This is a genomic window from Jannaschia sp. W003 (assembly GCF_025144335.1).
GTDB lineage: Bacteria > Pseudomonadota > Alphaproteobacteria > Rhodobacterales > Rhodobacteraceae > Jannaschia.
The window spans coordinates 200,168-222,928 of sequence record NZ_CP083539.1; the positions used below are offsets into that span (position 1 = coordinate 200,168).

General features: G+C 74.4%; 18 protein-coding genes. 16 read left to right on the forward strand and 2 right to left on the reverse strand.

Translation table 11 applies throughout. The annotated features are described in order from the left end of the window. Positions 1–8: 8 nt before the first annotated feature. From K3554_RS00865 to trxA, 7 genes are all read left to right on the forward strand, one after another. Positions 9–1,661, forward strand: coding sequence for a PAS-domain containing protein (locus K3554_RS00865; RefSeq protein WP_259942419.1), 1,653 nt, complete (start codon positions 9–11; stop codon positions 1,659–1,661). A gap of 203 nt (positions 1,662–1,864) precedes the next feature. After that, positions 1,865–2,350, forward strand: coding sequence for a tRNA (adenosine(37)-N6)-threonylcarbamoyltransferase complex ATPase subunit type 1 TsaE (gene tsaE, locus K3554_RS00870; protein WP_259942422.1), 486 nt, complete (start codon positions 1,865–1,867; stop codon positions 2,348–2,350). Then, positions 2,347–3,342, forward strand: a complete 996-nt coding sequence (locus K3554_RS00875) for an aminoglycoside phosphotransferase family protein (protein ID WP_259942425.1) — start codon at positions 2,347–2,349, stop codon at positions 3,340–3,342. Before tsaE ends, K3554_RS00875 begins: the two co-directional genes overlap by 4 nt. Next, complete coding sequence (locus K3554_RS00880; protein WP_259942428.1) at positions 3,339–4,016, forward strand: nucleotidyltransferase family protein; 678 nt, start codon at positions 3,339–3,341, stop codon at positions 4,014–4,016. Before K3554_RS00875 ends, K3554_RS00880 begins: the two co-directional genes overlap by 4 nt. After that, entirely contained in the window at positions 4,013–6,949 is a 2,937-nt protein-coding gene (gene addB, locus K3554_RS00885; protein WP_259942432.1) for a double-strand break repair protein AddB, read from the forward strand. Before K3554_RS00880 ends, addB begins: the two co-directional genes overlap by 4 nt. Beyond that, positions 6,946–10,308, forward strand: a complete 3,363-nt coding sequence (gene addA / locus K3554_RS00890) for a double-strand break repair helicase AddA (RefSeq protein ID WP_259942436.1) — start codon at positions 6,946–6,948, stop codon at positions 10,306–10,308. The genes addB and addA overlap by 4 nt, the downstream gene beginning before the upstream one ends. A 143-nt stretch (positions 10,309–10,451) precedes the next feature. Next, complete coding sequence (gene trxA, locus K3554_RS00895; protein ID WP_259942438.1) at positions 10,452–10,772, forward strand: thioredoxin; 321 nt, start codon at positions 10,452–10,454, stop codon at positions 10,770–10,772. 126 nt (positions 10,773–10,898) lie between these two features. Here the strand turns inward: trxA and K3554_RS00900 are convergent, their stop codons facing one another. After that, the gene (locus K3554_RS00900) at positions 10,899–12,212 is read right to left on the reverse strand and encodes an ammonium transporter (protein ID WP_409197326.1); all 1,314 of its coding nucleotides are present in this window, start codon (positions 12,210–12,212) and stop codon (positions 10,899–10,901) included. A gap of 20 nt (positions 12,213–12,232) precedes the next feature. Then, positions 12,233–12,571: a P-II family nitrogen regulator gene (locus K3554_RS00905; RefSeq protein WP_259942442.1), complete on the reverse strand. Its 339-nt coding sequence runs from the start codon at positions 12,569–12,571 to the stop codon at positions 12,233–12,235. Between the two features lie 281 nt (positions 12,572–12,852). On the opposite strand from K3554_RS00905, the gene K3554_RS00910 reads away from it, so the two are divergent. The 9 genes from K3554_RS00910 (at position 12,853) to K3554_RS00950 (ending at position 22,741) form a co-directional block, all read left to right on the forward strand. Then, positions 12,853–15,036 (forward strand): transglycosylase domain-containing protein, encoded by a 2,184-nt coding sequence (locus tag K3554_RS00910; protein WP_259942444.1) that lies wholly within the window; start codon positions 12,853–12,855, stop codon positions 15,034–15,036. 15 nt (positions 15,037–15,051) lie between these two features. After that, the gene (locus K3554_RS00915) at positions 15,052–16,797 is read left to right on the forward strand and encodes a type I secretion system permease/ATPase (protein ID WP_259942445.1); all 1,746 of its coding nucleotides are present in this window, start codon (positions 15,052–15,054) and stop codon (positions 16,795–16,797) included. Beyond that, a complete protein-coding gene (locus K3554_RS00920; RefSeq protein ID WP_409197327.1) occupies positions 16,794–18,173 on the forward strand; it encodes an HlyD family type I secretion periplasmic adaptor subunit in 1,380 nt (459 codons plus the stop codon). Before K3554_RS00915 ends, K3554_RS00920 begins: the two co-directional genes overlap by 4 nt. 203 nt (positions 18,174–18,376) lie before the next feature. Then, the gene (locus tag K3554_RS00925; protein ID WP_259942447.1) at positions 18,377–19,048 is read left to right on the forward strand and encodes a DUF2268 domain-containing protein; all 672 of its coding nucleotides are present in this window, start codon (positions 18,377–18,379) and stop codon (positions 19,046–19,048) included. 64 nt (positions 19,049–19,112) lie between these two features. Next, entirely contained in the window at positions 19,113–19,571 is a 459-nt protein-coding gene (locus tag K3554_RS00930; protein WP_259942448.1) for a RidA family protein, read from the forward strand. Continuing rightward, positions 19,568–20,332: a glycerophosphodiester phosphodiesterase family protein gene (locus K3554_RS00935; RefSeq protein ID WP_259942450.1), complete on the forward strand. Its 765-nt coding sequence runs from the start codon at positions 19,568–19,570 to the stop codon at positions 20,330–20,332. The genes K3554_RS00930 and K3554_RS00935 overlap by 4 nt, the downstream gene beginning before the upstream one ends. A gap of 46 nt (positions 20,333–20,378) precedes the next feature. Next, the gene (locus tag K3554_RS00940; protein WP_259942453.1) at positions 20,379–21,587 is read left to right on the forward strand and encodes a GNAT family N-acetyltransferase; all 1,209 of its coding nucleotides are present in this window, start codon (positions 20,379–20,381) and stop codon (positions 21,585–21,587) included. Next, positions 21,584–21,892: a 4a-hydroxytetrahydrobiopterin dehydratase gene (locus K3554_RS00945; protein ID WP_311200349.1), complete on the forward strand. Its 309-nt coding sequence runs from the start codon at positions 21,584–21,586 to the stop codon at positions 21,890–21,892. The genes K3554_RS00940 and K3554_RS00945 overlap by 4 nt, the downstream gene beginning before the upstream one ends. Before the next feature lie 159 nt (positions 21,893–22,051). Next, on the forward strand, positions 22,052–22,741 hold the full coding sequence (locus tag K3554_RS00950) for a hypothetical protein (protein WP_259942455.1): 690 nt from the start codon (positions 22,052–22,054) through the stop codon (positions 22,739–22,741). The last annotated feature ends 20 nt before the right edge of the window (positions 22,742–22,761 follow it).

Sequence of the window (22,761 nt, forward strand, 5' to 3'; positions counted from 1 at the left end):
GGACGGGATTGGAATTCGCAGTCGAACACGCCGCGCTCGCGGCCGGGGCGGCGGCGCTCGCCGTCGTCGCGGTCCTGGCGCTGATCCGCCCGCGCCGGCACGCCCGCGGCGGCCCCGTCAGCCTCGACCACCTCGGCGAGCCGCGCAGCTTCTGCTTCCGCGACGGCTACCTCGTCTCGCCCGAGCGGGGCACCGGGTTCCTCTTGTCGCGCCCCGTGAACCGCCTCGCCGCCTGGGACGAGCTGCGCGCCGCGCTCTCGGACCTGATCCCGGGCGTGGAGGCGGCGATGGACGCGCTGGCCCGCACGGGCGAGAGCTTCCGCATCGAGGGGCGCATGGGTCGCGACCGCCTCCACCTCCTCGGCCTGCGCGACGGCGAGGAGCTGCGCATCACCCTCGCCGCCGCCGACGAGGCGCAGGATTCCATCCGCATCGACGTGCCGATCCTGGCCGCCCTCGAGGCCGAGAACGCGCTGCTGCTGCAGTCCCACGCCGCCGCGCCGGGCCTCGCCTGGGTGCTCGACGAGGAAGGGCGCGTGATCTGGGCCAACGGCCGCTACATGGCCGAGGTGGAGCGGTGCCTCGGTCCGGGCGCCGCAGCCGGCTGGCCGATCCCGGCACTGTTTCCCGGCCATGCCGACGCCCCCGACGGCCCCGCGCGGCGGCGCCTCGGCGCGGGCACTCCCGCCGCCGCGGGCGCCGCGGACGCCGACGGCACCGACAGCTGGTTCGAGGTCACGATGGCCCCGCCCGAGGGCGGCCTGCGCCACGCCTACGCCCAGCCGCTCGGCCGTCTGATCGAGGCCGAGGAGAACCTCCGCCGCTTCATCGAGACGCTCACCCGGACCTTCACGGCCCTGCCCACGGGGCTGGCGATCTTCGACCGGGGCCGCTCTCTGGTGATGTTCAACCCCCCATTGCTGGAGATGACCGGCCTCGACGGCGCATGGCTCGCGGGGCGCCCCCACCTGGCGGACGTGCTCGACGCCCTGCGCGAACGTCAGCGCCTGCCCGAGCCGCGCGACTGGCGCGCCTGGCGCGACGCGCTGGTGGCCACCGGCTCGGGCGAGGCGCGCGGGGACTGGCACGAGACTTGGACCCTCGCCACGGGCCAGAGCCTGCGCATGACCGCCCGCCCCCAGGCCGACGGCGCGGTCGCGATCCTCCTGGAGGACGTCACCGCCGAGCTGTCGCTCGCCCGCCGGCGTCGCTCCGACGGCGATGCGCTGGCCGCCCTGCTCGACGCGGGCGAGGACGCGGCCGCGGCGTTCGGCCCGGACGGCGCGCCCCTCCACCTCAACGTGCGCATGCGCGAGTTGTGCGGCTTCGAGCCGGACGCCCCCCCCTCGCTCGACGCCTTCCTCGCGCGCCTCGCCACGCTCTGCGCGCCCTCGCCGCTCTGGGGCGAGATCCGCGACCTCGGGCGCGGCGCCGAGCCGCGCGCGGACTGGACCGAGACGCTCGCCCACCTTTGCGGCGAGCCGCTCGAGGTGCACGTGCTGCCGATCCCCGACCGGCGCCTCGCGCTGCGCATCTGCGGCGACTTCTCGCGGCTGGAAGGCTCCCGCCGCGTCGCCACGCTGCGCGACGTGGCCGGCGCGCTGGGCTCGGCGGCGGCGGTGCCGGACGACGGGGAACGCCGCGCGGTCGGCGGAAGCTAGCGGGGCCGGAGGCCGGTCGCCGCGGGCCTTCCCGTGGGTAGGCCGTGCGGCGACGCCCGGCGAGGGACGGGCGACCCGGACAGCGGGCCCCCTAGCACATCCGCCGCCCCGGCCCCCTTCCGTCACCGGCTCGCATGGCCGCATGGCCCCGAAGCCCCGCCGGGCCGCTTGCCCTTGCCCCCCGGGCGCGGGTAACTCGCGCCATGACCGACCTTCTCCTCTCCGGACCCGGGGCCACCGAGGCGCTCGGGCGGCGGCTCGCCCGCGCCCTGCGCCCCGGCGACGCGCTCCTGCTCGCGGGCCCCACCGGCGCCGGCAAGAGCCTGCTCGCGCGCGCCCTGATCCAGGAGGCCCAGCGCCGCGCCGGCCGGGAGCCCGAGGCGGTGCCCTCGCCCACCTACACCCTCGTGCAGACCTACCGCGCCGGCCCGCTGGAGATCTGGCACGCCGACCTCTACCGCCTCGCCTCCGCGGACGAGCTGTGGGAACTCGGCCTCGCCGAGGCCTTCGACACAGCCGCCGCGCTGATCGAGTGGCCCGACCGGCTCGGCGCCGACCGCCCCTCGGGCGCGGTGGACGTCACGCTCGCCCTCAGCGAAGGGGGCGCCGCCCGCACTGCCCGGCTCGAGGGCCCGGAATCCACCCTGGCCCGCCTCCTCGGCCCGCAGCCCGCCGGGGTGCCCGCATGAGCCGCGACGCCGAGATCGACGCCTTCCTCGCCGCCCACGGCCACGCCGGCGCCGCGCGCGCCCCGCTCGCCGGCGACGCCTCGGCCCGCCGCTACGAGCGTGTGGCCGGCCTCGTGCTGATGGACGCGCCCCCAGGAAGCGGCGAGGACGTGCGCCCGTTCCTCGACGTGGCGGGCCGCCTCGGCGCCCGCGGCCTCTCGGTGCCGCGCATTGAGGCCGCCGACCCCGAGGCCGGGCTGGTGCTCATGGAGGACCTGGGCGACGCGCTCTTCGCCCGCCACGTCGCCGCGCACCCCGGGGACGAGCCCGCGCTCTACGTCGCCGCCGCCGAGACCCTGGCCGCGATGGCCGAGGCTCCCGCGGACGGCCTGCCCGACTACCGCCTCCTGATGCCCGAGTTCGCCGGCCTCGCCCTCGACTGGTACGCGCCCGAGGCCCTGGACCGCCGGGCCGCGCTGGTGGCGGCCGTGGGCGAGGCGCTCGCCGCCCTCCCCGGCCCCGCCCGCCTCGTGCACCGCGACTGGCACGCCGAGAACCTCCTGTGGCTGCCGAAGCGCGAGGGCACGGCCCGCGTCGGCATCCTCGACTTCCAGGACGCCGCCGCGGGGCCGGCCGAGTACGACATGGCCTCGATGCTCCACGACGTGCGCCGCGACGTGGCGCCCGAGGCGATCGACGCCGCCTGCGCGCGCTGGCTCGCGCTCTCGGGCCGCTCCGAGGAGGACGCGCGCCGGGGCTTCGCGGTGGCCTCGGCCCAGCGCAACCTGCGCATCCTCGGCGTGTTCGCGCGCCTGTGCCTGCGCGACGGCAAGCGCCGCTACCCCGACTGGATCCCCCGCACGTGGATGCTGCTGCAGCGCGACCTCGCCCACCCCGCCCTCGCAGGCGTCCGCGCGATCGTCGAGCGGGCGATCCCCGCCCCCACCGAGGCGCGGCTGGATGCCATCCGCGCGGCCGCCGGCACCCGCCGGGGCGAGGTGCGCGCCCGATGATCGCCGCGATGGTCTTCGCCGCCGGGCTCGGCACCCGGATGCGCCCGCTCACCGACGACCGCCCCAAGGCGATGGTCGCGGTGGCGGGCCGCCCGCTGATCGACCACGCGCTGGAGCAGGTCGAGGGCTGCGCCCCCGTCGTCGTCAACGCCCACCACCACGCCGCCGCCCTGCGCGCCCACTTGGCAGACCGCGCCGGCGTCACCCTGGTCGAGGAGCGTCCGCTGCTGCTGGAGACCGGCGGCGGCCTGCGCAACGCCCTGCCGCACCTGGGCGGCGGCCCCGTCCTCACCATGAACGCCGACAACGTCTGGACCGGCCCCCGCGCCGCCGCCACCCTGCGGGCCGCGTGGGACCCCGGGGCGATGGACGGCCTCCTGCTGCTCGGCCCGATCCGCGGCCGCGCCGAGGCCGGGCGCTGGAAGATGGCGCTGGACGGCGAGGGACGCATCGCCCTGGCCGAGGAGGGGCTGGACTACCTCGGCGCCGGCATCGTCAAGACGGACGGCATGGGCGCCATGCCCGACGGCCCGTTCTCCCTGCGCGAGCTGTGGCTGCCCATGATCGAGCGGGGCCGCCTCCACGGCGTCGTCCATCCCGGCGGCTGGGCCGACGTGGGCCGCCCCGAGAACATCGCCGCCGCCGAGGCGCTGCTGGCGGGGGCGCCGGCATGAACGTGTTCCACGAACCCCTCGGCGTCGACTTCACCGCGGCCTTCGTGGACGGCCTGCGCGCGCGCCTGCACGGCGAGCCGCCCGAGGCCATGGCCGGCGTCACGCTCCTCTTGCCCACCCGCCGGATGCAGCGGCGCCTGGCCGAGATGATGCTGCGGGGCGGCGCCGCCGTGCTGCCGCGCATCGCGCTCGTCTCCGACCTCGGCCCCCTGGTGCCGCACCTCGCGCTGCCGCCCGAGCGCTCGGCGCTGTCGCTGCGGCTGGAGCTGGCGCGTCTCGTGGACGCGCTCCTGGAGGAGATGCCCCACCTCGCCCCCCGCGCCGCGGCCTTCGACCTCGCCGGCTCGCTGGGCGACCTTCTGGCGGAGATGAAGGAGGAGGGCGTGGGCGCCGCCGCCTTGGGTGCGGTGGACCTCCACCCGCTGCCGGAGCACTGGCAGAACAGCGTGCGCTTCCTGCGCATCGCCGTGGACTTCGCGGAGCGCGCCGACCTCGGCGCCGCCGCCGACGTGCAGGCGCTGTGCCTCGACGCCTTGGAGGCCGCTTGGGCTGCGGCACCCCCGCCCGGCCGGGTGATCGTGGCCGGCTCGACCGGCTCGCGCGCGCAGACGGCGCGGCTCATGCGCATGGTGGCCGCGCTGCCGAACGGCGCCGTCGTCCTGCCCGGCCTCGACCGCGAGATGCCGGTGGACGCCTGGGACGCGCTCGATCCCGCCACCCAGGACCACCCCCAGTTCCGCCACCGCGCCTTCCTGGGCGCCCTCGGGCTCGCCAACAGCGACGTGCCCCAGTGGAGCGACCACCGCCCCGCCGCGCCGGAGCGCACGCGCCTCCTGTCGCTCGCCCTGCGCCCGCCCCCCGTCACCCACGCCTGGCTCGCCGAGGGCCCGCCCCTCGCCGCCGAGGCGGAGGCGGCCTGCGCCGGCCTCACCCTCGTCGAGGCGGCGACGCCGATCGAGGAGGCCGAGGTGATCGCCCTGCGGCTCCGGCAGGCCGTCGAGGAGGGCACGCGCGCCGCCCTGATCTCGCCCGACCGGACGCTCTCGCGCCAGGTGGCCGCGGTTCTCGACCGCTGGGGGCTGGAGCCCGACGACAGCGCGGGCCGGCCCCTCGACCTCTCGCCGCCGGGGCGCCTCCTGATCCAGACCGCCCGCCTGCGCGGCCGCGCCGCCGAGGCCGAGACGCTGGTGGCCCTGCTCAAGCACCCGCTGGCCCACTCGAACGGCGCCCGGCGCGAGCACCTCAAGCGCACCCGCGACATGGAGATGGGCTGGCTGCGCGGCGGCCCGCTCCACCCCGATCCGCTCGGGCTGCGCCACTGGGCGCAGGACGAGCGCACGCGCGGCGTGGACGACGCGTGGACGGCGTGGCTGTCCGACCTCCTCGTGCTGCTGGAGCGCGAGCAGACGCGACGCGGCACGCTGCTGGAGCACGCCTCAGAGCACCTGGCCCTGATGAACCGCATCGGCGCGGGCAGCGCGCTGCCGCCGGGCGATCCCTTCGAGCGGCCCACCGGCGCGCTGTGGGACGAGGCGGCGGGACGCGAGGCGCTGGCCGCCATGCAGGAGCTGATCCGCGACGCCGAGGCCGCCGGCCCGCTGGAGTTCACCGCCGACGACTACGCCCGCTTCCTCGCCGGCCTGCTCGCCGCGCGCGACGTGCGCGAGCCGGACCGCCCGCATCCCGACGTCATGATCTGGGGCGCGCTGGAGGCGCGGGTGCAGGGCGCTGACCTCGTGATCCTGGGCGGGCTGAACGACGGCACCTGGCCCTCGCTCCCCGGCCCCGACATGTGGATGAGCCGGGGCATGCGCGCCGCCTGCGGCCTGCGCGCGCCCGAGCGCACCGTGGGCCTGTCGGCGCACGACTTCGAGCAGGCCGCCGCGGGGCGCACCGTCTGGCTGACGCGCGCGCTGCGCTCGGCCGAAACCCAGACCGTGCCGTCGCGCTGGCTCAACCGCATGACCTCGCTCCTGGGCGGCATCGGCCCCGAGGGCGAGGCGGCGCTGGCGGGGATGCGCGCCCGCGGCGCCGAGGCGCTGGGCCTCGCCCGCGCGCTGCGCGCGCCCTGCCCGCGCCGCCACCACGCGCCGCCCGCCCGCCGCCCCGCGCCGGTGCCGCCGCGCGCCGCGCGTCCGCGCAAGCTGTCGGTCACGGCCGTGGAGCGGCTGATCCGCGACCCCTACGCGATCTACGCCCGCGACGTGCTGCGCTTGCGGCTTCTCGCGCCCCTGCGCCCGCCCTCCGATGCCGCCCTGCGCGGCGAGGTGGTGCACGACGTGCTCGCCTCGTTCGGCGACGCCGCCGCGGTGGAGGCCGATGCCCTGCTGGAGGCGCTGCGCACGGAGATGGAGTACGCCGTGCCCGGCGCCGCCACCCGCGCGCTCTGGCTCGGGCGCTTCGCCCGCATCGCCCCGGACTTCGCGGCGCAGGAGGCGGCGCGGCGCGGCCTCGGCCGTCCCGCGGTGATCGAGGGCATGGGCGAATGGCGCGTGCCGGGCACCGACTTCACGCTCACGGCCCGCGCCGACCGCATCGACGACCGCGGCACCGCCGTCGCCATCTTCGACTACAAGACCGGCACGGTGCCCACCGAGAAGCAGCAGGCGTTCTTCGCCAAGCAGCTCCTCCTCGAGGCGCTGATGGTCGAGGGCGGCGCCTTCGCGGACCTCGGCCCCCGCCCGGTCGAGGAGGTGGCGTTCCTCGGCGTGGGCACGATGCTGGCGACGCGCGGCACCCGGATCGACGACGAGATCCGGGCCGAGCTGCTGGAGGGCCTGCGCGCCTTGATCGCGCGCTACGGCGGCGACGCCCCCTTCCCGGCCCGCCTCGCCCCCGACATGGTTGGCTACGCCGGCGACTACGACCACCTCGCCCGCCACGGCGAGTGGACCGACGCGCACCCCTTCGAGCCAGAGCCGGTGGACCCGTGAACGACGCCAGCCCCCCGCCCCCGGACGACGCGACCCTCGCGCAGATCGCCGCCGCCGACCCTTCCGGCTCGGTCTGGCTCCACGCCAACGCCGGCTCGGGAAAGACCCGCGTGCTGACCGACCGCGTGGCGTGGCTGCTCCTGGAGGGCACCGCGCCCGAGCGCATCCTGTGCCTGACCTTCACCAAGGCCGCCGCCGCCGAGATGCACAACCGCCTCGCCGACCGGCTGGGCACCTGGGCTATGCTGCCCGACGACGCGCTGCGCCGCGCGCTCCTCGACCTCGGCGTGCCCCGCGGCCGCGTCTCCACCGAGGCGCTGCAGCGCGCGCGCACCCTCTTCGCGCGCGCCATCGAGACGCCGGGCGGGCTGAAGATCCAGACCATCCACGCCTTCTGCGCCTCGCTCCTGCGCCGCTTCCCGCTGGAGGCGGGCGTCTCGCCCGGCTTCCGCGAGATGGACGACGTGGCCGCCGCCCGCCTCCTCGCGGACGTGCTGGAGGACATGGCCGCCGACGCCGACGACGCCGCCGCGGTCGAGGCCCTGAGCCACCGCCTCACCGGGGATGCGGGCGCCTTCACCGGCGCGCTGGCGGGGATGCGCGACGCGCTGGCCCGGGGCGCGGACCCCGAAGCCCTGCGCCGCGCGCTGGGCGTCGAGGGCGAGAGCCGCGCGCAGCTCTGCGAGCTGGCCGTCGACGGCGACGCGCTGGACCTCGTGGAGCGCAGCATCGCCGCGGCCCGGGCGGACACCACCATGAGCGCCGCGGACATGGCGGACCGCCTGACCCAGGCGCTGCTGGCCGATCCCGAACGCCGGTTCGAGCTGTGCGCGAAGTGCTTCCTCACCGACGGGGACGCGCCGCGCAAGAAGCCGTTCACCAAGAAGGCGCTGGAGGCGTTCGGCGGCGACGAGGCGATGGGCGACGTGGAGGCCTTCTGCGAGACCCTCGCCCGGACCCGCGACGCCCTGCGCGGCCACGACGCGCTGGACCGGGCGCTGCTGCTCCACGACTTCGCGCCCCGCTTCCTGGCCCGGCTCGAAGCCGAGAAGGCCGCGCGCGGCTGGCTCGACTACGACGACCTGATCCTGCGCGCCCGCGCGCTCCTGTCCACGCGCGAGACCGCGCAGTGGGTGCTTTACAAGCTCGACGGCGGCATCGACCACGTGCTCGTGGACGAGGCGCAGGACACCTCCCAGGTGCAGTGGGACGTGGTGGCCGCCCTCGCCGGCGACTTCGGCGCGGGCGAGAGCGCGCGCGGCGTGCGCCGCACGCTCTTCGTGGTGGGCGACCGCAAGCAGTCGATCTTCGGCTTCCAGGGCGCCGACCCGGCCGCCTTCGACGCCATGCGCACCACCCTGGGACGGGCGCTGGAGGGCGGCACGCCGATCGCGGACCGCCAGCTCCTCCACTCGTTCCGCTCCTCGCCCGCGATCCTGCGCTGCGTGGACCGGGTGTTCGCGGCGCCCTCGGGCGCGGGCGCCCCCACCCGGCACATCGCGTTCCGCGAGGACCATCCGGGCCGCGTCGACCTCTGGCCCCACGTGCCCGAGCCCGAGACGCCCGAGGCGCCCCTTTGGCACGACCCCGTGGACCGCCCCGCCCGCGACGCCGCCCACGTGGTGCTGGCCCGCCGGATCGCCGCCGCGATCGACGCGATGATCCGCGACCGCGTGCCGGTGCGCACCCGGGACGGCGTCCGCCCCGTCGAGGCGCGCGACGTGCTGATCCTGTTCCGCGCCCGCGGCGATCAGTTCTACGCCACCATCGAGGCCTGCAAGGCGCGCGGCCTCGCCATGGCCGGTGCCGACCGCCTGCGCCTCGCCGAGGACGTGGCGGTGCGCGACCTCCTCGCCCTCTGCCGCTTCGCCGCCACGCCCGAGGACGACCTGTCGCTGGCCGAGGTGCTGCGCTCGCCCCTGGGCCGCCTGTCGGAGCGCGACCTCTTCGCGGTGGCGCACGGGCGCGGGCACCGCACGCTGCTGCGCGCCCTGCGCGACCACGGCGCCTTCGCGCCCGTGGCCGCGATGCTGGACGACGTGCTCGCGCAGGCCGACTTCCTGCGCCCTTACGAGCTGCTCCAGCGGGTGCTGGTGCGCCATGACGGGCGCCGCCGCCTCGTGGGGCGCCTCGGCGCCGCCTGCGAGGAGGCGATCGACGGCCTGCTGCACCAGGCGCTAGCTTACGAGGCGCTCGAGGTGCCCTCGCTGACCGGCTTCCTCAGCTGGATCGAGGAGGCCGCGATTGACCTGAAGCGCGAGGCCACGGGCGGCGCGATCCGGGTGATGTCGATCCACGGCTCCAAGGGGCTGGAGGCGCCGGTGGTGATCGTGCCCCAGTGCGGGCCGTGGCAGCTCAAGCCACCGCCGCCCCTGCTGCGGAGCGGGCCGGACGCGCCGACGATGTGGATGCCGAAGAAGAGCGAGTGCAACGAGGCCCTCGGGGCCCTGCACGAGGCGCACCAGGCCCGCATCCTCGAGGAGCGCGACCGCCTGCTCTACGTGGCACTGACCCGCGCCGAGAGCTGGCTGATCTGCGCCGCCGCGGGCCCCGAGGAGAAGGAGGAGGGCACGAGCTGGGCCGGTCGCCTGCGCCTGGCGCTCGAGGCCGAGGGCGCCGCGTCCCATCCCTTCGAGGGCGGCGAGGGCCTGCGCCTCGAGTGGGGCGACTGGAGCGCGGCGCCCGAGGGCGCCACCACCGACGAGGCCCCCGCGCCCGCCGCGCCCGTGCCCCCCTGGGCCGAGGCGCCCGTGCCCGAGCACGCGCCCGCCCGCGCCCTCGCCGAGCCGTCGGGCCTCGGGGGCGCCAAGACCCTGCCGGGCGAGCACCGCGACGTCATCGACCGCGACGCCGCGATCCGCCACGGCACCCGCGTCCACGCCCTGCTGGAGCACCTGCCCCCGATCCCCGAGGCGGACCGCGCCGCCGCCGCCCCGGTGCTGGTGGACCGCTTCGCGCCGCTGGAGCGCGGCGACGACGCCGCGGCGGCGCTCGGCGAGGCGCTCGCCGTGATCGCCGCCCATCCCGCACTGTTCGGCGCGGGCACCTTCGCGGAGCTGCCCTTCGTGCTGCCTGCCGAGGGCGCGCGCCCGGGCCTCTCGGGCACCATGGACCGGGTGATCGTGGAGCCGGAGCGCATCCGCGTCGTGGACTACAAGACCAACCGCACGGAGCCGAAGACCCCCGAGGCGGTGCCCGAAGGCCTGCTCCGTCAGATGGGCGCCTACCGCGCCGCCGCCCGCGCGATCTGGCCGGGGCGCGCGGTGGACTGCGCGATCCTGTGGACCGGCTCGGCGCGGCTCATGGCGCTGCCGGCCGACCTCGTGGACGCCGCCTGGGCGCGCGCCGCGTCGGACTGACGGCGCGCGCGTTCCGTGCATCGGCGCACAGGCGGCGCCCGTGCCGGTGCCCGCGTCCCCCGATTGACGGTGCCGCTCCGCACCCATAGCTCTCGGGCTTCCCCGGGCGCCTCCGCGCGCCAGCAGCCAAGGAGGCCACCCCCATGGGCACCGTTCCCGTCACCGACAGCACCTTCGACGCCGAGGTGCGCCAGTCCCCGATCCCCGTCGTCGTCGACTTCTGGGCCGAGTGGTGCGGCCCCTGCAAGCAGATCGGCCCCGCCCTCGAGGAGCTGGCCGCGGAGTACGACGGCCGCGTGAAGATCGTGAAGGTCAACGTGGACGAGAACCCCCAGAGCCCCGGCGCCATGGGCGTGCGCGGCATCCCCGCGCTGTTCCTGTTCAAGGACGGCCAGCCCGTGGACCAGAAGATCGGCGCCGCCCCGAAGGCCGCCCTCAAGAGTTGGATCGACGCCGCCGTCTGAGCGCGCGTCTCCGCTCCGATCCCGAGGGCCCCGGACGGCGACGTCCGGGGCCCTCGCGCGTTTCGCGGACGCGAAAAGGCCCCGCGCATCGCTGCGCGGGGCCGCTCCAGCGGGCTGGAGGGAGGGTCAGCCCAGCTGGAATTCCGGGTAGGCCTCCATGCCCAGCTCCGTGGTGTCGAGGCCGCGCTGCTCGGCGTCCTCGCCCACCCGGATGCCCACCGTGGCGCGCAGAACCAGCCACACCACCAGCGAGACCGCGAAGGTGAAGGCGCCGATGGCCGCGAAGCCGATGGCCTGGGTCACGAAGTTGGCGTCCGCCGCGTAGACCGGGACCACCATCGTTCCCCAGAAGCCGGCCACGAGGTGCACCGGGATGGCGCCCACCACGTCGTCGATGCCGATCTTGTCGAGCATCGGCACCACGATCACCACGATCGCGCCGCCCACCGCGCCGATCCACAGCGCACCGAAGAGCGAGGGCTCCAGCGGCGAGGCGGTGATCGACACGAGGCCGGCCAGCGCGCCGTTCAGCACCATGGTGAGGTCGGGCTTGCGGTACATCGCCTGCGTCAGCGTCAGCGCCGCGATGGCCCCGGCCGCGGCCGCCATGTTGGTGTTGGCGAAGATGCGGCTGATGTCGGTCACGTCGCCGATCGTGCCCATGGCGAGCTGCGAGCCGCCGTTGAAGCCGAACCAGCCGAGCCACAGGATGAACGTGCCCAGGGTCGCCAGCGCCAGGTTCGAGCCCGGCATCGGCACGACGCGGCCGTCCTTGGCGTACTTGCCCAGGCGCGGGCCCAGCACGATCGCGCCCGCCAGCGCCGCGAAGCCGCCCGCCGCATGGACCAGCGTGGAGCCGGCGAAGTCGTAGAAGCCCAGCTCCGACAGCCAGCCGCCGCCCCACTGCCAGGAGGCCTCGATCGGGTAGATGAACCCGGTCAGCACCACCACGAAGGCGAAGAACGGCCAGATCTTGATGCGCTCGGCCAGCGTGCCCGAGACGATCGAGGCGGTGGTGGCGCAGAACATCAGCTGGAAGAAGAAGTCCGAACCGGTGGCCGCGTAGTCGATCGCGCCCGCGCCGCCCACGGGCTCCAGCGCGCCGGGCGCGAAGAAGCTGCCCAGGTAGCCCGCGACGGTCCAGTTGTCGCCCGGGTACATCAGGCCGTAGCCCACCAGCCAGTAGAGGATCGCGGCGATCGAGAAGAGGCCGATGTTCTTCAGGAGCTGCGTGGTCACGTTCTTGGACCGCACGAGGCCCGCCTCGAGCATGGCGAAGCCCGCGGCCATCCAGAACACCAGGAAGCCGGCCATGAGGTAGAGCAGCGTGGTGAAGATGTAGCCCACGTCCTCGAGCGAGGCGGGCGGCGCGTTCTGCGCGTGGGCGGCGGCGGGGGCCAGGAGGGCGCCCAGGGCCGCCAGGGGGAGAAGTCGCTTCATGGGAGTCATGCGTCCTTGCGTCAGATGGCTTCGAGGTCGAGCTCGCCGGTGCGCACCCGCACGGCCCGGTTCACGTCGAGCACGAAGACCTTGCCGTCGCCGATCCGGCCGGTGCGGGCCGAGGTCTCGATGGCCTCCACGGCGGCGTCGGCAAGGGTGTCGGGCACCACCAGCTCGAGGCGCAGCTTGGGCACGAAGTTCACCTCGTACTCCGCGCCGCGGTAGATTTCGGTATGGCCCGACTGCGCGCCGAACCCCTTCACGTCGGAGACCATCATGCCGCGCACGCCGACGGTGGTGAGCGCCTCGCGCACCTCCTCGAGCTTGAACGGCTTGATCGTCGCGATCACCAGTTTCACGTCGCTTCCTCCTCGGAGCAGGAGCCCCCCACGTGCCGGGGGCGATGCGTCCACACGCCCCGCCGCACCGCCGCGTGCAATCGCGGCGACGTCCCCCGCGGGGCGCCGCGCGCCCGATGCCGAAGCGAACCGCGCGGATTCGAGGCAACTGCCCACGATTTGGGCAGCGGAGGGATGCCGCTTCCGTGCCGCGGTGAGGGGTTTGGTGACGGCGGCGGGTCCACATTCCCGCGCAACGGGCCTATCTGGAGGAAACCCCCGAAGCGGGACGGGCAGACGACATGGCGAAGAACACGAGGAAACCCCTGGCAGCGCCGCGGCGCGCCACCGGGCGCAAGGCTCCGGCCAAGCGCGCCGCGAAGCCGCGCGCCGCGCCTGCGAAGGCGCGGGCGGGCGGCGGCGGCGGCGGGCGCCGGGGGCCCCTCGGCTGGTTGCTGCTGCCCGTGCGGCTGCTCGGTCGCGTGCTCTGGGCGGCGGCGTGGCGCGGCGCCGCCGTGCTCGCGCTGATCCTCGCCGCCGCGGTGTTCTACAACTACGGCGGCATCCCCTCGATGAGCGAGCTGGCCGACGGGCGCGCCCGCGGCTCCGTCACGCTCGAGGACCGCGAGGGCGAGACCTTCGCCTGGCGCGGCGACCAGTTCGGCGGCATCGTCACCGCGGACGCCGTGTCGCCGCACCTGCGCGACGCGGTGGTCGCCTCCGAGGACAAGCGCTTCTACCGCCACCTCGGCGTCTCCCCACGCGGCATCCTCGGCGCGATCCGCACCAACCTCGCCGCTGGGCGCAGCGCCTTCTCGGGGGCGGGCGGCTCCACCATCACGCAGCAGGTCGCCAAGCTCCTGTGCCTCGGGCAGGACTGGGACCCCACCACCGGCGTCACCGAGGCCGAGTTCGAGGCCGAGTGCCGCCGAGGCACGGTCTGGCGCAAGGTCAAGGAGATTCCTTACGCGCTCGCGCTCGAGGCCAAGTTCTCGAAGGACGAGATCCTCTCGATCTACCTCAACCGCGCCTATCTCGGCGCCGGCGCCCGCGGCTTCGCGGCCGCCGCGCAGCGCTACTTCGGCACGCCCGTCTCGCGGCTCGATCCCGCCCAGGCGGCGATGCTCGCGGGGCTGCTGCCCGCGCCCTCCTACTACGCGCCCACGGGCAACCTCGGCCGGGCGCAGGACCGCGCCGCCACGGTGCTGCGCCTCATGCGCGAGCAGGGCTTCCTCAGCGCCGCCGAGTTCCAGGCCGCCCTCGAGGCCCCCGCCACCCTGTCGCCGGCCGCGCGCCAGGACACCGGCGGCTACTTCGCCGACTGGGTCGTGCAGTCGGGCCCCGACTTCCTGACCACCGACACCACCGAGGACGTGGTGATCCGCACCACGCTCGACCAGCGCATCCAGGGCGCCGCCGAGTCCGCGCTCGACGACGTGTTCGGCGAGAAGGTCCGCGAGGGCTCCGAGGCGCAGGCCGCCGTGGTGGTCATGAGCGCCGACGGCGCCGTGCGCGCGATGGTGGGCGGGCGCAACACCCGCGGCGCGGGCCAGTTCAACCGTGCGGTGCAGGCGGTGCGCCAGACCGGCTCGGCCTTCAAGCCCTTCGTCTACGCCGCCGCGCTGGACCTCGGGTGGAGCCACTACTCCGTGATCGAGGACCGCCCCCTGGCCATCCAGATCCCCGGCTCGGGCACCTACTCGCCCGACAACTACACCAACCGGTTCTACGGCAACGTCACCCTCACGGAGGCGCTGGCGAACTCGCTCAACGCCGCCACGGTGGCCCTGAGCGAGGAGGTGGGGCGCGACATCGTGCGCAACGTGGCCACCGACTTCGGCATCGACAGCGACCTCGCCGCCGGCCCCGCGCTGGCGCTGGGCGTCAGCGAGTCGACCCTCCTGGAGATGACCGGCGCCTACGCGGGCATCCTCAACGGCGGCACGTCCGTCACGCCCTACGGCATCGCCGAGGTCACGCTGCGCGGCGACGCGGCGCCGCTGCTCGACCACGACTCGGGCCTCGGCGAGCGCGTGATCGCCGAGCGCGCCGCGCGCCAGCTCGTCTACATGATGAGCCGCGTGGTCGAGGAGGGCACGGGCACCCGCGCCCGGCTCGACGGACGCCCCGCCGCCGGCAAGACCGGCACCACCCAGGCCGCGCGCGACGCGTGGTTCATCGGCTTCACCGGCGACTACGTGGCCGGCGTCTGGATGGGCTACGACGACAACACTCCCCTCACCGGCGTGACCGGGGGCGGCCTGCCCGCCGACATCTGGCGCGAGGTGATGCTGCGCGTCCACGACGGCGTGGCGGTCTCGCCGCTGCCGATGATCGACCCCGCGCAGGACCGCCCCGCCGCGCCGCCCCAGCCCCAACCCGCCCCCCTGCCCCAGCAACCCGCCCCGCCGGCGCCCGCCGCCGGCGACTCCCTCGCCGAGCGGGTGTTGCTCGAGGTGCTCGGCGGCATCCTGCGACGCGAATGACCGGAGCCTGACGCCATGCCCCCCAGCCGCACCCAACCGAACGACGGCGCCCGCGAGATGACGCAGATCCGCAGGCGCAGCACGGGACTCCTCGCCGCCGCCTTCGCGTTCTCGGTGGCGGTCAACGTCCTGATGCTGACCGGGCCGATCTACATGCTCCAGGTCTACGACCGGGTGCTCGGCTCGCGCTCCGAGGAGACGCTGATCGCGCTCACGGTGCTGATCACCTTCCTGTTCCTGATGATGGGCGTGCTCGACTACCTGCGCGGCCGGGTCATGGCCCGGGTGGGGGCGCGCTTCCAGGACGGGCTCGACGCGCGGGTCTTCCAGGCCCACCTGCGCCGCTCCGCCGGCACGCCGGGCGGCGGCGGCGCCTCGCGCACGCCCCTGCGCGACGTGGAGGCGGTGCAGCGCCTGCTGTCGTCGCCGGTGTTCCTCGCCCTGTTCGACCTGCCGTTCACGCCGTTCTTCCTCGCCGCGATCTTCATCTTCCACCCGTTGCTCGGCGCGCTGGCCTGCGGCGGCGGACTGGTGCTGGTGGGGGTCGCGCTGCTGAACCAGTGGCTCACCTCCGGCCCCGCGGCGCAGGCCAACGCCGCCACCGCCCGCGCCGAGATGACCGCCCAGCAGCTCGCCTCGGACGCCGAGCTGGTGCAGTCGCTGGGCATGCGCGGCGCCGCGTTCAACCGCTGGAAGGGCGCGCGCGCCACGTCGCTCGACGAGGGCGTGATGCACTCCGACCGCTCGGGGCTGTTCACCACCGCCACCAAGACCCTGCGCCTGTTCCTGCAGTCCCTCATGCTCGGCCTCGGGGCCTGGCTGGTCCTGCAGGACCAGCTCACCGCGGGCGCCATGATCGCCGGCTCGATCCTCCTGGGGCGCGCCCTCGCCCCCGTGGAGATGCTGATCGGCCAGTGGCAGCTGGTGATGACCGCGATCCGCGGTCGCCGCGCCGTGCGCGAGCTGCTCAGCGAGGTGCCCCCCGAGACGCCGCGCCACCCCCTGCCCCGCCCCCAGGCCCTCCTGGTGGCCGAGAACGTCACCGTGTTCCCGCCGGGAGCCCAGCAGGCCAGCCTGCGCGGCGTGAGCTTCGCGCTCCGGCCCGGCGAGGCCATGGGCGTGATCGGCCCCTCGGGCGCCGGCAAGTCCACGCTCGCGCGTGCCCTCACCGGGGCCTGGCCCGCGGCGGGCGGCAAGATCCGCCTCGATGCCGCCACCCTCGACCAGTACGACCCTGACGTGCTCGGCGGCTACGTGGGCTACCTGCCCCAGACCGTGACCCTGTTCGACGGAACCATCGCCGAGAACATCGCCCGCCTCGCCCCCGACCCGGACCCCGCCCGCGTGGTGACCGCCGCCAAGCTAGCCGACGCCCACGAGATGATCCTCGCCCAGCCCAAGGGCTACGACACCCCGGTCTCGGCCGTGGGCGGGCGCCTCTCGGGCGGGCAGATCCAGCGCGTCGGGCTCGCGCGCGCGCTCTACGGCGATCCTGTGCTCCTGGTGCTCGACGAGCCCAACTCCAACCTCGACAACGAGGGCACGGCCGCCCTCAACCGCGCCATCGCCGCCCACAAGGGCCGCGGCGGCGGGGTGATCATCATCGCCCACCGCCCCGCGGCGATCCAGGAATGCGAGATGCTGCTGATGCTCAAGTCCGGAATGTCCGTCGCCTTCGGCCCCCGCGAGGAGGTGCTGCGCCGCACCGTCGCCAACCACGAGCAGATCGCCCGGTCGCCCGCCGGCGGAGGCGTGTCGTGAACGCCGTGGCCCCGCCCGCGCCCGCCACGCCGCGCCCCGCCGCCCCCGCGAAGCCCCCCGCCGCCGCGCCCGCGGGCGATCCGAACCCCGCCGCCCGCTGGAAGGCCAACCGCCACCTCGCGCTCGGATTCCTCTCGCTCGCCCTGCTGCTCGGCGGCTTCGGCACCTGGGCCGTCACCGCCAACATCTCGGGCGCCATCATCTCGCCCGGCCGCGTCGCCGTGGAGGACAACCGCCAGGTCGTGCAGCACCCCGACGGCGGCGTGGTCGGCGCCGTCCTCGTGCGCGAGGGCGACCGCGTCGACGAGGGCGAGGTGCTGATCCGCCTCGACAGCACCCTGCTGCGCTCCGAGGCCCAGACCGTGGCCAACCGCCTGTGGGAGCTGCTCGCCCGCTCCGCCCGCCTCGAGGCGGAGCGCGACGGCGCCGAGCCGGACTTCCCCGAGGCCCTGCTGGCCGCCGCCGAGGCCGACCCCGAGATCGCCGAGGTGGTCGAGGGCCAGCGCAACCTCTTCGACGCCCGCGCCCGCTCCATCTCCACCCGCACCGAGCAGCTCCGCCGCCGCAAGGAGCAGATCGCCAGCCAGATCGAGGGCACCGAGGCCCAGCGCGTCGCCATCGACGAGCAGCTCGCCCTCGTCGACACCGAGCTCGAGGACGCCCAGTCCCTGCTCGACCGGGGCCTCGCCCAGACCAGCCGGGTGCTCGCGCTCCAGCGCGAGAAGTCCCGCCTCCTGGGCACCTCGGGCGAGCTGATCGCCGCGGTGGCCGAGCTGGAGGGCCGCGTCACCGAGATCGACATCGAGATCGAGGCCCTCGACGCCCAGGCCCGCCAGGAGGCGATCACCGAGCTGCGCGACCTGCGCGTCGACGAGATCGAGCTCGCCGAGCGGCTGTCCACCTTGCGCGAGCAGCTCTCGCGCCTCGACATCACCGCGCCGGTGCCCGGCATCGTCTACGACCTGAAGGTGTTCGGCCCCCGCTCCGTGGTCCGCCCCGCCGAGCCGGTGCTCTACATCGTGCCCCAGGACCGGCCCCTGGTGATCCGCACCGAGGTCGATCCGATCCACGTCGACCAGATCTACCCCGGCCAGCCCGTCACCCTGCGCCTCTCGGCCTTCGACGCCCGCACCACGCCCGAGCTGGAGGGGCGCGTGGTGCGCGTCTCGCCCGACGCCTTCGTGGACGAGGCCACGGGCCGCACCTGGTACGCCGCCGCGGTGCTGCCCGAGGAGGGCGAGATCGAGCGCCTCGGCGGCCAGCCCCTGCTGCCCGGCATGCCCGTGGAGGCCTACCTGCGCACCGACGACCGCACGCCGCTGGCCTATCTCGTGAAGCCGCTCTCGGACTACTTCACCCGCGCGTTCCGAGAGTAGCGACGTCGCGCCGGGCAGTCGGGTCGGGGCCGCCGGACCGGCGGGGCGGGACCGACCCGGACGGGCCGCCGCCGGCGGATCGGGGCCGCCCGGCGCGCGGGGCCTTGGCACGCGCCGGGGGCATGGGCAGGATGCGGCCCGAACCCGCCGCGCCGGCGGCGCCCCGCCCGGCGCCGCGGCGGCGCCGCACCGACGGAGTGTCCATGCGCCTGCGCCGGCCGTCCGAGCCGCCCCCCTGGCACCTCCACCTGCTGCGCACCGGCGGCGACATGGCCGATCACGTCGGGCCGGTCCGGCTGGCCGCCGAGGCGGCGCGCGCCGCGATCCACCGGATCGTGCCCTGCCCGGCGCTGGACCTGCTCCTGCGCCGCGCTGGCCCCGAGGCCACGCTCCCCGACCTCGGCCTCGCCGCCGTGGCGCTGGAGCCTCGGCTGATGGCGCTGAACGGCGACCCGTCCGCCCGCGCCTTCGGGCGCAGCCTCCACGACGGCGCGCTGGTGCGCGTGCTGGTCCACGAGGCGCATCACTGCCTGCGCATGGCCGGGCCCGGCTACGGCCGCACCCTGGGCGAGGCGCTGGTGTCCGAGGGGCTGGCCGGCGCGTTCGTCTCCGCCGCCCTCGGCACCGTGCCCGAGCCGTGGGAGGACGCCGTGGGCGAAGCCACGCTGCTGCGCCACTGGCCCGCCCCGGACATCCTGGCCGCGCCCTGCGACCACGGGCGCTGGTTCGCGGGCACCGGCGACCTTCCGCTGTGGATCGGCTACGCCCTCGGCTACCGCATCGCCTCGCGCTGGGCGATGCTGACGCGCCCCAAGGGCCGCGACTGGACCGAGGTGTCCGCCCGCGCCGTGATCGAGACCGCCGCGCTCGCCTGAGAGCGCCGTTGCCCGCGCGCCCGCGCCGTGCCACGGCTGCGGGGCCAACCCGAGGAGCCTGCCCATGTCCATCGAACAGCGCCTCGCCGAGCTCGGCGTCGCCCTCGACGCCCCGCCCGCGCCCGCCGCCAACTACGTGCCCTTCGTGCGCACCGGCTCCACGCTCTACGTCTCGGGCCAGATCAGCCAGGACGCCGGGGGCATGGTGCGGGGCCGCCTCGGCGAGGACATGGACGTGGAGGCCGGCGCCGAGGCCGCGCGCCTCTGCGCGATCTCGCTCCTGGCCCAGGTCAAGGCCGCCTGCGACGGCGACATCGAGCGCCTGCGTCGCGTGGTCAAGCTCACCGCCTTCGTGAACTCCACGCCCGGCTTCGGCGACCAGCCGAAGGTGGTGAACGGCGCCTCCGACTTCCTGGTCGAGGCCCTGGGCGACCGCGGCCGCCACGCCCGCTCCGCGGTCTCGGCCGGCGCCCTGCCCTTCGGCGTGGCCGTGGAGATCGAGGGCATCTTCGAGATCGAATGACCCTCCGCGTGCCCCTCCCCCCGGCCTTCCTGCATCCCGGCCTGCTCGCCCACCGCGGCCTCCACGGCCCCGGCGTGCCCGAGAACTCCCGCGCCGCCTTCGCCGCGGCGCTGGAGGCGGGCTACGGCATCGAGCTGGACCTCCAGCGCACCGCCGACGGCGTCGCGCTCGCCTTCCACGACGACATGCTGCGCCGCCTCACCGGCACCGAGGGACGGGTGCGCGAGCGCAGCGCCGCCGAGATGGCCGCCCTGCCCCTCCTCGGCGGAGGCGGCGCGGGCGCGCCCACCCTCGCCGAGGTGCTCCAGCAGGTCGCCGGCCGCGTCCCCCTGCTGATCGAGATCAAGGACCAGGACGGCGCCCTCGGCGCGGACGTCGGCCCCCTGGAGGAGGCCGTCGCCGCCCTCCTGCGGGACTACGGCGGCCCCGTCGCCGTCATGAGCTTCAACCCCCACGCCGTCGCCGCCATGGCCGAACTGGCCCCCGCGATCCCCCGCGGGCTCGTGACGGACGCCTTCGCGCCCCGCAGCTGGCCCGGCGTCCCCGAGGCGCGCCTCGCGGAGCTGCGCGCCATCGGGGACGTCGCCCGCACCGGCGCCGCCTTCCTCAGCCACGACCACCGCGACCTCGCCAACCCCCGCGTCGCCGCGCTCCGCGACGCGGGCCTGCCGATCCTGTGCTGGACCGTCCGCTCCGCCGCCGAGGAGCAGGCCGCCCGTGCCGTCGCCCGGGCCGTCACCTTCGAGGGCTACCGCCCCTGACGCCGCACCGCCTTGCCGCGGGCCCATGCGCCCCCATGTCAGCGCGATGACCCAAGCCCAGCCCGCCGACCCCGCCGCCGAGATCTCCGTCGAGGTCCTCGACGGCGTCCTCGCCGCCGACCCCGCCACCTGGGACGCCTGCGCCTGCCCCGAGGCGGCGGATGGCGGCCGCCCATACGACCCCTTCACCACCCACCGCTTCCTTGCCGCCCTCGAGCGCTCCGGCTCGGTCGGCCCCGGCACGGGCTGGCAGCCCCAGCCCCTCCTCGCCCGCGAGGGCGGCCGGGTCATCGGCGCGGCGCCCCTCTACGTGAAGGGCCACAGCCAGGGCGAGTACATCTTCGACCACGCCTGGGCCAACGCCTGGGAGCGGGCGGGCGGCGACTACTACCCCAAGCTCCAGGTCGCGGTCCCCTTCACCCCCGCCACGGGCCGCCGCTTCCTGGTCCGCCCCGGCCACGAGCGGACCGCCTTCGCCGCCCTCGCCCAGGGCGCCGTGCAGGTGACGGAGACCAACGACCTCTCCTCGCTCCACGTCACCTTCTGCACCGAAGCGGAACGCGAGGCCGGCGAGGCCGCGGGCCTCCTGGGCCGCATCTCGCAGCAGTTCCACTGGGTGAACCGGGATTACCCCGACTTCGACGCCTTCCTCGCCGCCCTCTCGTCGCGCAAGCGCAAGAACGTCCGCCGCGAGCGTGCGCAGGCGCAGAGCTTCGGCGGCCGCATCCTGGAGCTGACCGGGGACAGCATCGAGCCCCGCCACTGGGACGCCTTCTGGCGCTTCTACCAGGACACCGGGGCGCGCAAATGGGGCACCCCCTACCTCGCCCGCCGCTTCTTCGACGAGGTGCAGGAGACGATGCGCGACGACGTGCTCCTCGTCCTCGCCGAGCGCGAGGGCCAATACGTCGCCGGCGCCCTCAACTTCATCGGCCGCGACACGCTCTACGGCCGCTACTGGGGCTGCACCGAGCACCACCCCGCGCTCCACTTCGAGCTGTGCTACTACCGCGCCATCGACTGGGCGATCCGCCACGGACTCAAGCGCGTCGAGGCGGGCGCGCAGGGCGAGCACAAGCTCGCCCGCGGCTACCTCCCCGTCGCCTGCCACTCGCTCCACCACCTGCCCAACGAGGGCTTCCGCCGCGCGGTCGCCCAGTTCCTCGAGGCCGAGCGCGGCGCGGTCGACCGCGACATCGAGGTCCTGACGAGCTACGGTCCGTTCCGTCACGCGGAGGTGGAGGAACGCGAATGACCGAGTTCGGCGAGAGCGTCGTCCCCGAGGGCTGGACCCTCCGCGACGGCGGCCTGGAGCGTGAATGGCGCTTCCGCGACTTCGCGGAGGCCTGGGGCTTCATGAGCCGCGTGGCGCTCTTGGCCGAGAAGGCGAACCACCACCCGGACTGGTCGAACAGCTACGGGACGGTGCGGGTGCGCCTGACGAGCCACGACGTGGGCGGGGTGACGGAGCGGGATCGGCGGTTGGCGGAGGGGATTGGGCGAATGGTTCAAGCATTTTCGAAATCTGAAACCGCATACTTTTCGCTGCACCATACATAAACCATTAGTCGCCCCAACCCCAATTACGACATGCCAAACCGAAGACGTCAGCAATAGGCTGGAACCGTGGGGCCACATTACCTTCCATTAGTACATTAAGCATACCCAAAACACACTGCGTTCGCAACAGAATCACTTCGCGCCGAAGAAGGATAGTCAATGGAGACCAAGTCCGAACGAGCGGCTAATACCAAACTATTAATGGGGGCTGCCTTGCATCTACAATTTTTTCAGAATCTTATAGAAAGTGGGAAAGTAGATGACCCAATTGTGAAAGGCGCTGAGTATCGGGCGGCCATCGGTTTTATATGTGAGCGTCTTGAAAGCCAGTTGAACTCTACCTCAGTCGAGATTCAAAACGAAACTACCGAACCAACCATTCTGAAATTCCTTATCGCGGCGAACGCTCCCTCCGCGAATGACGCGATCTCACGCTTGAGGAATTGGCTGAAGGGGGCAAAGCATGTCATAATTTGTGACCCCTACTTTTTTAAATTTATTCCGAACGGAATCTATCCTACGGTAGAGAAGTACGCCTCTTCTATAGAGAAGATGCTGCCGAAATCTGCGACACGCATCGATATTTATAGCAACGGCCATACTATAACTGCCAAGCGCGCAGTTGTGGGTAAATTGAAGGCGGGGCGGAGCATTCGGCATTTTAGCTCGAGCGGTATTCATGATCGCTTCCTAATAAGAGACAACAACGCTGGGAAGATTATCGGCACCTCGTTTGGAGGATTCGGAAGCAAATTTTCCGTTGTAGTTGATTTGTCTGAAAAGGATGTGAAGTCTGTTTGCGAAAATCTAAGGGGGCTTTGCCCCAGCGTTGTCGGCTCGCGACAGTAGAACCCCACATCGGATACTAA